Annotated in this window: 14 protein-coding genes; 9 read left to right on the top strand and 5 right to left on the bottom strand. The window is 62.9% G+C overall.

All coding sequences use genetic code 11. The features are described from left to right. Positions 1-9 precede the first annotated feature (9 nt). From FJ418_RS11370 to FJ418_RS11340, 7 genes are all read left to right on the top strand, one after another. Positions 10-2,571 (top strand): FAD-dependent oxidoreductase, encoded by a 2,562-nt coding sequence (locus tag FJ418_RS11370; RefSeq protein WP_140865489.1) that lies wholly within the window; start codon positions 10-12, stop codon positions 2,569-2,571. A 107-nt stretch (positions 2,572-2,678) separates the two neighbouring features. Continuing rightward, the gene (locus tag FJ418_RS11365; protein ID WP_140865487.1) at positions 2,679-3,443 is read left to right on the top strand and encodes a site-2 protease family protein; all 765 of its coding nucleotides are present in this window, start codon (positions 2,679-2,681) and stop codon (positions 3,441-3,443) included. A 59-nt stretch (positions 3,444-3,502) separates the two neighbouring features. Beyond that, a complete protein-coding gene (locus FJ418_RS11360; RefSeq protein ID WP_140865485.1) occupies positions 3,503-4,444 on the top strand; it encodes a phosphoribosylaminoimidazolesuccinocarboxamide synthase in 942 nt (313 codons plus the stop codon). Between the two features lie 79 nt (positions 4,445-4,523). Continuing rightward, positions 4,524-5,366 (top strand): DUF1194 domain-containing protein, encoded by an 843-nt coding sequence (locus FJ418_RS11355; protein WP_140865483.1) that lies wholly within the window; start codon positions 4,524-4,526, stop codon positions 5,364-5,366. Between the two features lie 223 nt (positions 5,367-5,589). Beyond that, positions 5,590-6,540 carry an ABC transporter substrate-binding protein gene (locus FJ418_RS11350; protein WP_140705589.1) on the top strand — a complete coding sequence of 317 codons (951 nt, stop codon included), beginning with the start codon at positions 5,590-5,592 and terminating at the stop codon, positions 6,538-6,540. 67 nt (positions 6,541-6,607) lie between these two features. Continuing rightward, entirely contained in the window at positions 6,608-7,381 is a 774-nt protein-coding gene (locus FJ418_RS11345; protein ID WP_140865579.1) for an ABC transporter permease, read from the top strand. Further along, positions 7,378-8,175, top strand: a complete 798-nt coding sequence (locus FJ418_RS11340) for an ABC transporter ATP-binding protein (protein ID WP_140646606.1) — start codon at positions 7,378-7,380, stop codon at positions 8,173-8,175. Before FJ418_RS11345 ends, FJ418_RS11340 begins: the two co-directional genes overlap by 4 nt. Before the next feature lie 15 nt (positions 8,176-8,190). Here FJ418_RS11340 and FJ418_RS11335 read toward each other — a convergent pair whose 3' ends face one another. The 3 genes from FJ418_RS11335 to FJ418_RS11325 form a co-directional block, all read right to left on the bottom strand. Next, positions 8,191-9,129 (bottom strand): GlxA family transcriptional regulator, encoded by a 939-nt coding sequence (locus tag FJ418_RS11335; RefSeq protein WP_348639758.1) that lies wholly within the window; start codon positions 9,127-9,129, stop codon positions 8,191-8,193. Positions 9,130-9,434: 305 nt separating this feature from the next. Continuing rightward, positions 9,435-9,569, bottom strand: a complete 135-nt coding sequence (locus FJ418_RS32555) for a hypothetical protein (protein ID WP_112099240.1) — start codon at positions 9,567-9,569, stop codon at positions 9,435-9,437. Between the two features lie 349 nt (positions 9,570-9,918). Beyond that, positions 9,919-10,104 (bottom strand): hypothetical protein, encoded by a 186-nt coding sequence (locus FJ418_RS11325; protein WP_140646602.1) that lies wholly within the window; start codon positions 10,102-10,104, stop codon positions 9,919-9,921. 218 nt (positions 10,105-10,322) lie between these two features. Here FJ418_RS11325 and FJ418_RS11320 point away from each other — a divergent pair, with 218 nt between their 5' ends. Then, positions 10,323-11,222 carry a LysR substrate-binding domain-containing protein gene (locus tag FJ418_RS11320; protein WP_040981895.1) on the top strand — a complete coding sequence of 300 codons (900 nt, stop codon included), beginning with the start codon at positions 10,323-10,325 and terminating at the stop codon, positions 11,220-11,222. A gap of 1 nt (position 11,223) precedes the next feature. On the opposite strand, the gene FJ418_RS11315 is transcribed toward FJ418_RS11320, so the two are convergent. Continuing rightward, positions 11,224-12,189: an alpha/beta hydrolase gene (locus tag FJ418_RS11315; RefSeq protein ID WP_140784766.1), complete on the bottom strand. Its 966-nt coding sequence runs from the start codon at positions 12,187-12,189 to the stop codon at positions 11,224-11,226. A gap of 311 nt (positions 12,190-12,500) precedes the next feature. Next, positions 12,501-12,686, bottom strand: coding sequence for a hypothetical protein (locus FJ418_RS31885; RefSeq protein WP_181166902.1), 186 nt, complete (start codon positions 12,684-12,686; stop codon positions 12,501-12,503). A gap of 294 nt (positions 12,687-12,980) precedes the next feature. Between FJ418_RS31885 and FJ418_RS11305 the strand changes: the two genes are divergently transcribed. Continuing rightward, positions 12,981-14,003 (top strand): acyltransferase, encoded by a 1,023-nt coding sequence (locus FJ418_RS11305; RefSeq protein WP_246683012.1) that lies wholly within the window; start codon positions 12,981-12,983, stop codon positions 14,001-14,003. Position 14,004 lies beyond the last annotated feature (1 nt).

The following is a 14,004-nucleotide window of genomic DNA, read 5'->3' as shown; positions in this document are numbered from 1 at the left end:
TCGCGGGCAATGGCAGAGTTTCCGAAAAAGGCGAAGGTCGTCATCGTCGGCCTAGGCGGTATCGTCGGCGCATCGGTCGCACATCACCTGATCGAGCGCGGCTGGGACGACATCGTCGGCATCGACAAGTCGGGCATCCCGACCGATATCGGCTCGACAGCGCACGCGTCGGACTTCTGCTACACGACCAGCCACGATTTCCTCTCCTGCTGGACGACGCTTTATTCCATCGATTTCTACGAGAAGATGGGCCACTACGCGCGCGTCGGCGGCCTCGAAGTAGCGCGCGTCGGTGACGATGCCCGCATGGACGAGATCAAGCGCAAGATCGCCTCGGCCAAATCCTTCGGCACCCGCGCGCGGCTGATCGAGCCGGCCGAGATCAAGCAGAAATTCCCGCTGATCGAGGAGCATCTGGTGCAGGGCGGCCTGTGGGACCCGGATGCCGGTCTCGTCATCCCGCGCTCTCAGACGGTCGCCGGCAAGCTGGTCGATCAGGGCGTCGCTTCCGGCAAGCTGCAGGCTTTCGCGAACACTTCGGCCAAGTCGCTGGTCGTCGAGAACGGCCGCATCAAGGGCGTGGTGACGGAGCGCGGCACGATCGAGGCCGATTATGTTGTGGTCTGCACCGGTATCTGGGGCCGGCTCACCGCGGCGCTGGTCGGCGAGGACCTGCCGGTGATGCCGATCGACCATCCGCTCACCTTCTTCGGCCCCTACAACGAGTTCGCCGGAACCGGCAAGGAGATCGGCTGGCCGCTGCTGCGCGACCAGGGCAACTCGGCCTATATGCGCGACACCGGCGATCCGAAGACCGCCGAGGGCGGCCAGATCGAGTGGGGCTATTACGAGGAAACCAATCCGCGTCTGTGCCATCCGCGCGACCTTCTCGAAAAGGACCAGGCGCGGCTGTCGCCGTCGCAGCGCGACCTCGACATGGAGCAGATCATGGCGCCGCTGGAGCGCGCCATGGAGCTGACGCCGATTCTTGGCGAGCTCGGCTACAATGAGGGCCATTCCTTCAACGGGTTGCTGCAGGTGACCACCGATGGCGGCCCGTCGATGGGCGAAAGCCAGAAGGTGAGGGGTCTGTGGTACGCCGTCGCCATCTGGGTCAAGGACGGCCCGGGCATGGGCAAGCTGATCGCCGACTGGATGACCGACGGCAGGACCGAGGTCGACCATCATGCGATCGACTATTCGCGCTTCTATCCGCACCAGACGCAGGAACAGTTCATCTGGGATCGCTGCACCGAGACGGCGATGAAGGTCTACAATCCGGCGGTGCATCCGCGCGAACCCTTCTCCAAGGGCCGCAACATCCGCCGCTCGCCGTTCTGGGAGCGCGAGAAGGAGCTCGGCGGCTATTTCATGGAACTGGGCGGCTGGGAGCGCGCGCATGGCTACGCCGCCAACGAGCATCTCCTGGAAAAGTATGGCAACCGGGTTCCCGTGCGCGAAAACGAATGGGACAATCGCCATTTCTGGCGTGTCTCCAACGCCGAGCATCTGGCGATGAGCGAGGATTGCGGCATCGTCAACCTGTCGCATTTTTCGATGTACGACGTCGAAGGTCCCGACCATGTCGCGCTGCTGGAATGGCTGTGCGCGGCCAAGATCGGCGGCGACAACAATATCGGCAAGGGCATCTACACGCACTTCCTCGACGAGGAAGGCATGGTGCGCGCGGACTTCACGGTCATCCGCATGGCGGACCGCTGCCGGGTGATCGACGGCGCCGATGCCGGTCCGCGCGACTTCCGCTACATGCAGCGCACCGCGCATGACAAAGGCTTCGACGCCACCGTCACCGACGTGACGGAAAAATACGTCACCATCGGCATCTGGGGGCCGAACGCACGGGCGACCCTGCAGAAGGTGGTCGAGAATCCGGACGGCCTCTCGCTCGAGAATTTCCCGTTCGCGGCGATCAAGCCGATCAGGATCGGCGGCAAGGACGTCACCGCCTTCCGCATTTCCTATGTCGGCGAGCAGGGCTGGGAACTGCATATGCGCTACGAGGATGGTCTCGCCGTCTGGGACGCGCTGCGCTCGACCGGCGTCATGCCTTTCGGCGTCGAGACCTACGCCAACACGCGCCGTATGGAAAAGAGCCTGCGGCTGCAGAACGCCGATCTGCTCACCGAGTACAATCTGCTCGAGGCCGACCTTGCCCGCCCGAAGGTCAAGGAGAACGACTTCTGCGGCAAGGCCAAGCACCTGGAGTATCGCGCCCGCGAGCACCAGCCGGCGATGCTGTGCACGCTGGTGATGACCGAGAACAAGGACGCCAAGGGCGTTGCGCGCTATCCGGTCGGCATCATGCCGGTGCAGCATCCAGCGACCGGCGAGACACTGGTCGACGAACTCGGCCGTCGCTCCTTCACCACCTCGGTCGCCTACGGCCCGACGATCGGCAAGAACATCGCACTCGCTTACCTGCCCTGGGCTTTCGCCCAGGAGGGCCGCAAGCTGCAGGTCGAGTATTTTGGTGAGACCTATCCGGTCGAGGTCGCCGGCGTCGGCTACAAACCGCTCTACGACCCGGAGAACCTCAAGCCGCGCAGTTGAGATCGTGGACGTTGAAGCACGGATGCGAAAGCCCGGCTTCGACCGGGCTTTTCTCTTTTGTATGCCGGGATTCTCGCATAGCGTTGCGCCGGGCGGAGTAGGCAAGCTTGCAACGGTTCGGCTGGGACAGGAAGAACAACGCATTCGTCTTCACGATTAAGGGGAACATTCCCGTTCGTGTCAGCTGGACCTTTGCCATTCCCGCCGCCTTGCCGTTCCTGCATGAATGGTCGAGGCATCCCAGCAGCGCGCTGACTCATACGGTCATCTTTGCCGCGCTGCTGTTCCTGTCGGTGTTTCTGCATGAACTCGCCCATGTCTGGGCAGCGCGGCGACAAGGCATCGGCACCCAACGGATAGATCTGTACCTCTTCGGCGGGATCGCCTGGTTCAAGCCCGGCGCGGCTTCGCCTTACGGCTGGGCGTGGATCTCCTTCGCCGGGCCGCTGGTGAACATCGTCCTGGCGGCGGGCCTTGCCGCTGCCTATTACCTTTTTGCCCGGCCCTTGTTGCCGGCCGAGCCAAACGGTCTTTTCAGTTGGCCGCCGCCGAGACCGGACCGGCTTCTTGAGTGGACGCTTTGGCTTGGCGCCCTGGTGAATGCGGTTCTGGCCATTCTCAACCTCCTTCCGGCCTATCCACTCGACGGTGGAGCGATCGCCAGGCATCTGCTTGCGCCACGCTTCGGCGCGGAGACCGCCACGCGGATCGTCGGCTTCTGCGGCGTCGTGCTTTCGATCCTGCGTTTTGCGGTCATTGTGCCCGCGGCCACAGCCGGTTTCCTGATCTGGATTCCGCCGTCTTTCAGGCCGAACTGGAGAGCGTTTCGCGCTGCCGGCAATAAGAAGCCCGCTCCGCAGCATCCGGCTTGATGTGCAAGGGGCCAGCGGCTTATGTGGCCGCATCAGAAGCCCGCGAAAGCAACACGCCCATGCGCATCCTGTCCGACGCCTTCATTCCCGAGCTGCCCAACCGCTACAATGGCAAGGTGCGCGAAAACTACGATCTGCCGGACGGGCGCCGCATCATCATCGCCACCGATCGTCTGAGCGCATTCGACACGATCCTGGCCTCGATCCCGTTCAAGGGAGAAGTGCTCACCCAGACGGCGCGCTACTGGTTCGAGGAAACCGCCGACATCTGTCCCAACCATGTGCTGGAATATCCCGATCCCAACGTCGTCGTCGGCACGCGGCTCGACATGCTGCCGGTCGAGATCGTGGTGCGCGGCTATCTGGCGGGAACCACCAGCACCTCGATCCTGACCAAGTACAGAAAGGGCGAGCGGAGCTTCTACGGCCACAGTTTTCCGGACGGGCTGCGCGACAACGAAAAATTGCCGGAAGCGATCATCACGCCGACCAGCAAGGCCGCCCATGGCGGCCATGACGAGCCGTTATCGGAAGCCGAGATCATCGCAGAGCGGCTGCTCACGCAGGCGCAGTGGGACACCGTATCGCGCTATGCGCTGCGGCTGTTCGCTCGCGGCCAGCAGCGCGCGGCCGAACGCGGCCTGATCCTGGCCGACACCAAATATGAGTTCGGCACGGCGCCGGACGGCGCGATCGTGCTTGCGGACGAAATCCACACGCCCGACAGCAGCCGCTACTGGATCGCGGCGAGCTACGACGAGGCGTTCGCAGGCGGCGAGCGGCCGCAGAGTTTCGACAAGGATTTCATCCGGTCATGGGTGTCGGCGCGTTGCGATCCCTACAAGGATACGATCCCCGGCATTCCGGACGAGATCGTCAACAAGACTTCGGCGGTCTATATCCAGGCCTACGAGGCGATCACCGGCGCGAAATTCGCGCCCGACCTTTCCGGCGATACGGTGCTGGAGCGCATCCGTTCGAACCTCGCGCGGTATTTTTAGGAAGGTTTCGCCGCCGGCAGAATCCGATGCGCCGGATTCCCGGCTTTTGTGCGCGGCGATTTTCGCCTAACCTTGCTTCATGTCTGCTTATGCCCGCGCAAGGCATATCTTTTCAGGCAGTGCCGCGCTGGCGCTGGCGCTCTGGCTGACGCCGCCAGCTTCTCCCGCAGAACCGGTCGATGTCGAACTGGTGCTGGCGGTCGATGTTTCGCTTTCGATGTCGCCGGTCGAGCTGGAGATCCAGCGCCACGGCTACGCGGCGGCGCTGACCCATGAGAATGTGCTGAAGGCCATCGCCGACGGCGCCTATGGCAAGATCGCCGTCACCTATGTGGAATGGGCGGGTACCACCTGGCAGCGCGTGATCGTGCCGTGGACGGTGATCGCCAACCGCGCCGATGCCGAGAAGGTGGTGGCGCAACTCAATGCGCGGCCGCCGGACAGCGCCCGGCGGACCTCGATCTCCGGCGCGCTGAGCTTCGGCAGCGACCTGTTCGCCGAGAGTGGTTTTGAAGGCACGAAGCGCGTCATCGACGTCTCGGGCGACGGACCCAACAACCAGGGCGCGCCGGTCGACCTCACGCGCGACGCGGTGGTCAAGCAAGGCATCACCATCAACGGTTTGCCGCTGATGACGCGCGGCGGGTTCAGCGGCGCCTTCGATGTGGAAAATCTCGACCGCTATTACAGCGACTGCGTCATCGGCGGACCGGGCGCCTTCATGATCCCGGTCAATGACTGGACGCAGTTCCCCGAAGCGATCCGCCGCAAGCTGGTGCTCGAGCTTGCTGGTCCCGCCTCGCCGCGATGGGCGGCGGAAGAGGCCGCGCATCCGCCGGTCGTGCTCGCCGACGACGCGCCGGCAGCGGACTGCATGGCGGGCGAGAAGATGTGGCGCAATCGCGGCTGGGGCATGCCGTGACGGATCGAGAAGCGGCTCCAGGCGCGCCGCCCGGCATTAGATCAGAATGACGAATCGTCATCCCGATCTAACTCTTTGGAGCATGATCTCTTCCGAAAACCGGATCCACTTTTCGGGACCATGCTCCAGCTTGGACCAAGGTCGAGTGCGGCTTCTGCTTCATTGACAAGCCTTTTGGCGTCTGTGAGACAATTTGCGCTCACCACAAAAAAGGGGAACCACAATGAACAGAACCTCCATCTTCGCGGCGGCGCTGACGGCGGTCGCCGTGCTCAGCGCGCCGGCCATGGCCGCTACGTCGCTCACCATCGGCATCAGCGGCTGGACCGGCTTCGCGCCGCTGACTTTGGCAAAGCAGGCCGGGCTTTTCGAAAAGCACGGGTTGGATGTCACGCTCAAGAAAGTGCCGCAGGCGAGCCGCCCGCTGGCCATTGCCAGCGGCGACCTGCAATGCGCGGCGACCACGGTCGAGACCTGGATGGTGTGGAACGCCAGCGGCGTCACCACCAAGCAGATCTTCCAGCTCGACAAATCCTATGGCGCCGACGGCATCGTCGTGCGCAACGACATCAAGACTGTCGCCGATCTCAAAGGCAAGAACGTCGCTTCCTCCGCGCCCGGCACGTCGCCCTATTTCCTGCTCGCCTGGGTGCTCAACAAGAACGGCATGTCGACCAAGGACGTGACGGTGGTTAATCTGGAGCCGGATGCGGCGGCGCAGGCCTTTCTCGCCGGCCAGAACGATGCCGCGGTCACTTACGAGCCCTTCATCTCCGCCGTGCGCGACAAGGCCGACCAGGGCCATATCCTGGCGACCACGCTCGACTACCCGATGGTGATGGATACGGTCGGCTGCACGCCGGACTTCCTCAAGGCCAATCCCGACGCAGCCAAGGCGCTCGCCGACAGCTATTTCGACGCGCTCGACATGATCAAGAAGGACCCGCAGAAATCCTATGAGATCATGGGCGCCGACGTGAAGCAGTCGGCCAAGGAGTTCGAGGATTCGGCCAAGTACCTGAAATGGGCCGACAAGGCGGAGAACAAGCAGTTCTTCACCAAGGATTTCCAGGATTTTTCCAAGACCGCGGCAGAGCTCCTGCTGCAGATGGGGTTGATCAAGGAAGCGCCGGATGTGACGACGCTTGCCGACACCAGTGCGGTGGCCAACTGACCGCGCATTTTTCGATCGACGGCGGCGACAAGCCGCCGTTCTTCCTCTTCAAGGACAGGGCCTGATGCTGCGTCCCTTGCACCCCGTTGCGCCGGGCACGCGAACCGTGCTCGGCATCGCCTTCTTCGTGCTGTTCGTGGCGTTCTGGGCGTGGATCACGCTCGGCGGCCATGTGAACCGGATCTTCCTCGCCGATCCGCTGTCGATGCTGAAGGATGGCTGGCGGCTGCTCACCGAGGATCGTTTCTGGCTCGACATCCTGATCACCATCTGGCGCGTCTTCGGCGGCTTTGTGCTGGCCTCCATCGTCGCGGTGCCGATCGGCATCGCCATGGGCGCCTGGAAGCCGGTCGAAGCCTTCCTCGAACCGTTCGTCTCCTTCGCCCGCTACCTGCCGGCGTCCGCCTTCATCCCGCTGCTCATCCTGTGGGCCGGCATCGGCGAGATGGAGAAGCTTCTGGTTATCTTCGTCGGCTCGGTGTTCCAGATCATTCTGATCGTGGCGGTCAAGGTCGGCAGCACGAGGCAGGACCTTGTCGAGGCCGCCTATACGCTGGGGGCGACGGACAATGGCATCGTCAGGCGCGTCATCATGCCGGCCAATGCACCGGAAATCGCCGAGACGCTGCGGCTGGTGCTCGGCTGGGCCTGGACCTATGTCATCGTCGCCGAGTTGATCGGCTCGTCTTCGGGCATCGGCTACATGATCATCAACAGCCAGTCGCGGCTGGCGACGGGGCAGATCATCTTCGGCATCATCGTCATCGGGCTGATCGGGCTTTTGTCCGACTTCGCCTTCAAGGCGCTCAACCGCTGGCTCTATCCATGGAGCCTGGCGTGAGCAAGCTTCTCATCGAAGGCGTTTCGCGGACCTTTGCCGGGGTCGGGGGCGGAGAGCCGGTGCGGGCGCTGCAGCCGGTCGACCTCGCGGTCGCGGCCAATGACTTCATCACCATCCTGGGGCCGTCCGGTTGTGGGAAATCTACCCTGCTCAGGATCGTCGCCGGGCTGGAGGCGCCGAGCACCGGCCGCGTGCTGCTCGACGGCAAGGCGGTCACAAGGCCGGGACCGGACCGCGGCATGGTGTTCCAGTCCTATACGCTGTTTCCCTGGCTGACGGTCGCCGAGAACATCGGCTTCGGCCTGCGCGAGCAAGGCAGGCCCGAGCGCGAACGCAACGAGATCGTCGCTTCCTATGTCGATCTCGTCGGGCTGAAGGGTTTCGAGAACCATTGGCCGAAACAGCTGTCGGGTGGCATGCAGCAGCGCACGGCGATCGCGCGGGCGCTGGCCAACGATCCCGAAATCCTGCTGCTTGACGAGCCGTTCGGCGCGCTGGACAACCAGACGCGCGGGCTGATGCAGGAATTGCTGCTCGGCATCTGGGAGCGGCGCAAGAAGACGGTGCTGTTCGTCACCCATGACATCGAGGAGGCGATTTTCATGGCGTCGCGGGTGATCGTGATGAGTGCCCGGCCCGGCCGCATCAAATCGGACGTGCCGGTCGACCTGCCGCATCCGCGCCATTACACGCTGAAGACCAGCCCCGAATTCTCGGCGCTCAAGGCGCAACTCACCGAAGACATCCGTGTCGAGGCGATGCGGACGGCGCAGGGGCAGTCGATCGGGGCTTGATCCGGAACCTTCGGATCAAGCAGCCAAGAGTTGCTTGCGGTCGACGCGCTCCTGCTGGGGCGAACGGGCGTAGAGCTCGCGGTAGCATTTGGAGAAATGCGAGGCGGAGACAAAGCCGCAGGCGACCGCCACTTCGACCACCGGCATCGACGACTGGATCAGCAGGTGCCGGGCGCGGTCGAGCCGGATCTCCAGATAGTAGCGGGCAGGGGAGCGGCCCATCTCGGTGCGGAACAGGCGCTCGATCTGCCGCCGGGAAAGATCGACATGGTCAGCGATCTCGATCAGCGACAGCGGCTCGGAAAGGTTGGCCTCCATCAGCTCGATGATGGTCAGCACCTTGGAGTTCTGCACGCCGAGGCGGGCGCGCAGCGGCAGGCGCTGGCGGTCGGTCGGGCTGCGCACGCGGTCGGTCAGCACCTGCTCGCAGACGCGGTTGACGAGGCTCTCGTCGAAATCGTCGCCGATCAGCTTCAGCATCATGTCGAGCGCGGCGGTGCCGCCGGCGCAGGTATAGACGTTCTGGTCCACCTCGAAGAGGTCGGCAAAGACATTGGCCTTCGGGAACGCCTCGGAAAAGCCCGGCAGGTTCTCCCAATGGATGGCGCAGCGCTTGTTGGACAACAGGCCGGCGGCGGCCAGGATATGCGCGCCGGTGCAGAGGCCGCCGACGGCGACGCCGCGATTGTACTCCTCGCGCAGCCAGGCGAAGGCCGACTTGTTCTGGTAGCGCTCGACATTGATGCCGCTGCAGACGATCGCCATGTTCGGCCGATCCGGCCCGGCCATCTTCTTGCGCTCTTCCTCGAGCGAGGTGTTGACCGCGCATTCGACGCCGTTCGAGGCGCGCACCGGCTTGCCGTCTATGCTGGCCAGCCGCCAACGATAGGCTTCGTAGCCGAGCATCCGGTTGGCCGAGCGCAGCGGATCGAGCGCCGTCGCGAAGGCGATCATGGTGAAATCGGGAATGAGGAAGAATACAAACGATCTCTTGATCGGATGCTTTACGGCATTCACGGGGAAACCTCACGCAGCCATGACGCGAACAGGATGTCGCGAACAGCATAGCGACAACAGGAAAAACCATTCCTGTCAATCGGGTAGGCGGCTAAGTGAAGATTAAATTTGCGACACGGGTCGCAAATGGGCAATTCATGCAACCGAAGGGCGTGAGCACACCGACGACAGCGGCAAATGACCAAACGAAAACGCCGCCTCGGCGGAGCCGGGCGGCGTTGAATTCGGTATGCCGGATTGTCTCAGGCAATGAAGCCGAGACGGGCAGCAGCCACGGCGCCGGTCTGGCCGGGCATGGTCTTGGCGAGGCGCTGACGCTCCAAAGCGGTGGTCAGGTTCATTTCGCGGCGGGCAAACAGGCGGGCAAAAAGCTTCATTGTCATCTCCATTGGGTTGCTCAGACGGGTCGCCTTCGCTTGATGGAGTGGGGCAGCTCGTTTGCTGACGTGGATATAGGCTCACTTCAGCAAAAACTAAATCGCAAAAACGAACCGCTTGATATGAAAAGCGACATCATTTGCGACATTTTTGGGCAGCCTGCCCAAGATTTCCTATTATTTACAAGGTCTTAATCGACTTGTTAATCCGCTATGCGGGTGGTTCATATGCGTCATGCTGTGATCGCATGGCTGGAAAAGTCGTTTGAGTGCAAACAAAGGCGCTAAAAACAAGCAAAAGGCCTGCCGAGCTGACGCGGCAGGCCTTCAGAACTCCATACACACTTGATTACTTCGCTCCGGCCCAACTTCCGACGCCGAAGCGCAAGCCGGTCTTGGCATCGGCGGCTTCCGGCCAGCCGATATCCTTCTGCAGTTCGATCGGCAGCGCATGGATGGCGCGTTCGGTCTGGTAGCGGGCGCGGGCCGCGCTGAATTCGGTCGCAAGCCGACCGATGGATGACAGGATAGACATTTCTTTCTCCTTATGCGGGCAGGGAGGCGCCCGTCACTGCGTTAAGCCAGGTCTGTTTCAGCTTCATTTCACGTCGACTGCAGGATTGTGTCAGGGTCGTTTGATGGCTGCTTTTGGCAGCATCCTGCATCGATCGAGTTGACTATGCGCCTGGAGTGATGTTCAATCAAACGAAATGGAATGATGGATTGCATCAGAAAAATTGAAGGCAAGCTGCCATGAACGCCCCGCTCAATCATCCTTTGCCGCTGCTTGACCTCGATGTGCTGCGCACTTTCGTGGCGATCGCCGAGACCGGCAGCTTCACCACCGCCGCCAATGCGGTGTTCCGCACGCCATCGGCCGTCTCCATGCAGATCAAGAAGCTGGAGGACATCCTCGGCCGTTCCGTCTTCGCGCGCGACGCGCGTTCGGTGACGCTGACCACCGATGGCGAGATGCTGCTCGGCTATGCGCGCCGGCTTTTGTCGATCAACCGCGAGGTGGTGTCGAAATTCATCATCCCCGACATCGTGGGCGTGGTGCGGCTCGGTTCCCCGGACGATTATGGCGAGCGCGTGCTGCCGCATGTGCTGAAGCGTTTTGCCCAGTCGCATCCCTCGATCGCCGTCGACGTCACCATCGACCAGAGCATCAATCTGCGCCGCCGCATGGACGACCGCGCGCTCGACATCACGCTGCTCACCAATTCCTACAAGACCAGCGCGATCGGCGCCGAGGTGCTTTTGACCGAGCCGATCGTGTGGGCGGGCGCCAAGGGCGGCTGCGCGCATCTGCGCGAGCCGCTGCCGGTGTCGCTGTGGGAAGAAGGCTGCGCATGGCGGGCAGGGGCGTTGGAAGCGCTTGGCCGCGAGGGCCGCAACTACCGCATCGCCTATATGAGCGCCCACACGGCCGGCCAGCGCGCCGCCATCATGGCCGACCTTGCAGTGGCGCCGCTGCCGAAGTCCTTCCTCGGCGACGAGATGGTCTCGCTGGGCGCCAAGGACGGCATGCCCGAGATCGGCACCTACAATCTCGCCATGGTGGTGGCGCCCGATGCGAGCGCGCCGGTGAAGGCCGTGGCCGACCATATCCGCGCGACGTTCGAACTGTTCCGGGAAACCGGCAAGTTCTGAGCTATTCGGCCGCCGGCGCCGGGCGCCCCGCGAAAGCGGCTTTCGTCCTGCGTCGCGCACGAGCCTGGCGCGCTGCTGGAACATTATCGAGGAATGCAACGATGCTGTCGCGCGCGCGGCGCGCCTCGGGCATCTCGATCAGGGGCCAGACGTGGAACATGCCTTCCTCGTAGACCAGGTCGACCTCGACGCCGGCAGCGCGTGCGCGTTCGGCGAAGATGAGATTATCTGGTGTCAGCATGTCGCGTGAACCGGTCAGCAGCAGCGTCTTAGGCAGCACGGACAGGTCGCCGTAAAGCGGGCTGATGTGCCAGTCGGTGCGATCGAAACCGGCGCTGTAGAGCCGCACCGCTTCCAGCCCACCCGCAATACCCAGCCACGGATCCTGCCGCTCGGCCTCGAAGACTTCCGGATTTGCAAGCGAAACGTCGAGGCCGGGCGAGATCAGCACATGGCGCGACGGTGCCGGCAGGCCCTCCTCGGCGGCTATCATGGTCAGCACGACGGCCATGTTGCCGCCGGCGGAATCGCCCATGAAGACGATGTCTTGCGCCTCAGTCTCTTCGAGCATGCGCCGGTAGACGTCGCCGACCATGCCGAACATGTCATGGAAATCGTGCTCCGGCGCGATGGGGTAGACCGGCACGGTGATGCCGAAGCCGAGACGCTCGGCCATTTCGGCGATCAGCCCCCAATGGTAGGAGGTGATCTGAAAGACATAGGCGCCGCCATGCATGTAGAGGATGCGCCGGCTTTCGCCCGCCTTCGGCGCGATCTCATAGACGGGAAAGCCGTCGATCTCGGTCTCGGCGATGTCCAGCCGTGCCCTGAGCAAGGCCGGCGGATGATAATCCTCTGTCTTGCGGGCGTAGGCGATCCAGCGCTGCAGGTTCTCGGGACTGGAAAACGCCTTCTTGCGGCTGTGCCTGAGAACGAACGAAACGAGATGGCTTTTCAAACTGGGCATGCAGATACACGCACTTCGGCACAGCCGACTAAGAGAATTCCCCCCGCTCTGCGAAGATTGTACCTCAGTTAAAAATGTCAAGGATTCACGCTGGCACATCGGCGTGATCCGATGGTGCCAGTTCTTTGTTTGCGCGATTTCGGGCGGAAGGCTACGGCGAATTGCCGAGCCTAACCGCTGCGCACGTTTCCTGGAATTGCTCTAGCGCCGCTTCGACAGCAACGCCGCGCGCAATTTGTTGTCGACGTTCGCCGAGGCCGCGTCGCGGCCACGGCGCTTGCCGAGCAGCCTGCATTTGTCGGCGAAGGTCATCAGCGCGGTGTGCCCAGAAGCAGCGCATGAAGGGCTGCCTGCGGGTCGCTCGGCGGCGAAGCCGGCCAGCCGATATCCTTCTGGACATGCGCAGGCAGGCTGTTCAGCGCACGGATCGCCTTGTTCCTGGCGTGAGCCAGCCTGATGGTCACGCCGAAACGGCTGAGGTTGTCGTACATCGACATTTTCATCTCCCTTGAAGAGCAGCGGCGGCCGAGATTGTCCGCAGCCGCCGTTCGATGTCGGTTAAATCGCTCACGCATGTATCGGGTCGATTTCGCGAAAACAGCGTTTCGGTTTCCGGATAGCGCGAATCCGGAAACATTTGCATACAAACGAATTGGACCGGCGGGCATTCCGGCTTCCATCCGGATAGAAGCCATCCGCGGGGTTGACAGCAGCGCTCGGCTGCTTTGTTATTGTGCGATGCGATATCGACTGTATGCACTGCAGCATAGCGCGATCTGGACCAGAGCATCGTGACGAGCATCCACAGTATTCAATATCTGCGGGGCCTCGCCGCCTGCGCGGTGGTCTGCTTCCATGTCAGCGAACAGTTCGGCGGTCCGTTCCACGTCGGAGCAGCCGGCGTCGACGTTTTCTTCGTCATCAGCGGTTTCATCATGTGGGTGACGACGGCCGGCAGACCGGCCGATCCTTGGCGTTTCATGGGTCGCCGGATCACCCGCATCATGCCTCTCTACTGGATCGTCACGCTGCTGACCGCGGCAGGCATCCTGATCAAGCCGCAATTCTTCTACGGCCATTTCTTCAGTATGGCGAATTTCGTCGGCTCGCTGTTCTTCCTGCCTGTCCTGCAGGAGGGGGCGCTGCATCCCATCGTCATACAGGGTTGGACGCTTTGCTATGAGATGATGTTCTATCTCGTTTTCACCCTGGTCCTGTTCCTCGGGGAGCGCTGGCGGTTCGGAGTTCTCGTGGGCGCCCTTGTGGTCATCGTCGCGCTGCATTTCGTCTTACCCGTGGGATACGCGCATGCCTTCACCGATCCTGTCGTGCTCGAGTTCGCGGCCGGCGTCGTCGTGGGGCGCTTGTGGCTCCAGGGCGCCAGGCTGCCGCTCGGAGTGGCGCTGGCGATGGCTGTCTTAGGATTTCTGCTCCTTGCGGCCAGCCCGCTGTTCGATGCCGACATGGCTCGCGCCTTGCGCTGGGGGCTTCCGGCCACGCTGATCGTGGCTGGCGCGGTGTTTGCCGAGCGGGCGCGGCCGTTCAAGCCCGCGGCCTTGCCCAGCTTTCTCGGCGATGCGTCCTATTCGATCTATCTATGGCATGTCGTGGCCGGCGTCCTGGCGACGGGTGTCGTCTTGAGGGCGGGCCTCCCGGCGGTCTTGCAGCCGGCAACGATCCTGGCCATCACGCTGGCGCTCTCGGCAGTGCTTTATCTGATCGTCGAAAAGCCATTGATCGGGCTGCTGCACCCGCGACGTCCCAAGGGCGCCGTGAAGGCAAGCACTGCCGCGGCCGCAGGGGCCGCCGAATGAG

The sequence above is a fragment of the Mesorhizobium sp. B2-8-3 genome, from assembly GCF_006440815.1.
GTDB lineage: Bacteria > Pseudomonadota > Alphaproteobacteria > Rhizobiales > Rhizobiaceae > Mesorhizobium.
Note: the sequence above shows the minus strand (reverse complement) of the source record. Positions and strands in the feature narration are given on the sequence as shown.

What these genes read in the sequence shown, in the direction of transcription:
- FJ418_RS11370 (WP_140865489.1), top strand. Translation starts at nt 10, where the DNA reads ATGGCAGAGTTTCCGAAAAAGGCGAAGGTCGTCATCGTCGGCCTAGGC.
- FJ418_RS11360 (WP_140865485.1), top strand. Translation starts at nt 3,503, where the DNA reads ATGCGCATCCTGTCCGACGCCTTCATTCCCGAGCTGCCCAACCGCTAC.
- FJ418_RS11355 (WP_140865483.1), top strand. Translation starts at nt 4,524, where the DNA reads ATGTCTGCTTATGCCCGCGCAAGGCATATCTTTTCAGGCAGTGCCGCG.
- FJ418_RS11350 (WP_140705589.1), top strand. Translation starts at nt 5,590, where the DNA reads ATGAACAGAACCTCCATCTTCGCGGCGGCGCTGACGGCGGTCGCCGTG.
- FJ418_RS11335 (WP_348639758.1), bottom strand. Translation starts at nt 9,129, where the DNA reads ATGATCGCCTTCGCGACGGCGCTCGATCCGCTGCGCTCGGCCAACCGG.
- FJ418_RS32555 (WP_112099240.1), bottom strand. Translation starts at nt 9,569, where the DNA reads ATGAAGCTTTTTGCCCGCCTGTTTGCCCGCCGCGAAATGAACCTGACC.
- FJ418_RS11325 (WP_140646602.1), bottom strand. Translation starts at nt 10,104, where the DNA reads ATGTCTATCCTGTCATCCATCGGTCGGCTTGCGACCGAATTCAGCGCG.
- FJ418_RS11320 (WP_040981895.1), top strand. Translation starts at nt 10,323, where the DNA reads ATGAACGCCCCGCTCAATCATCCTTTGCCGCTGCTTGACCTCGATGTG.
- FJ418_RS11315 (WP_140784766.1), bottom strand. Translation starts at nt 12,189, where the DNA reads ATGCCCAGTTTGAAAAGCCATCTCGTTTCGTTCGTTCTCAGGCACAGC.
- FJ418_RS31885 (WP_181166902.1), bottom strand. Translation starts at nt 12,686, where the DNA reads ATGTCGATGTACGACAACCTCAGCCGTTTCGGCGTGACCATCAGGCTG.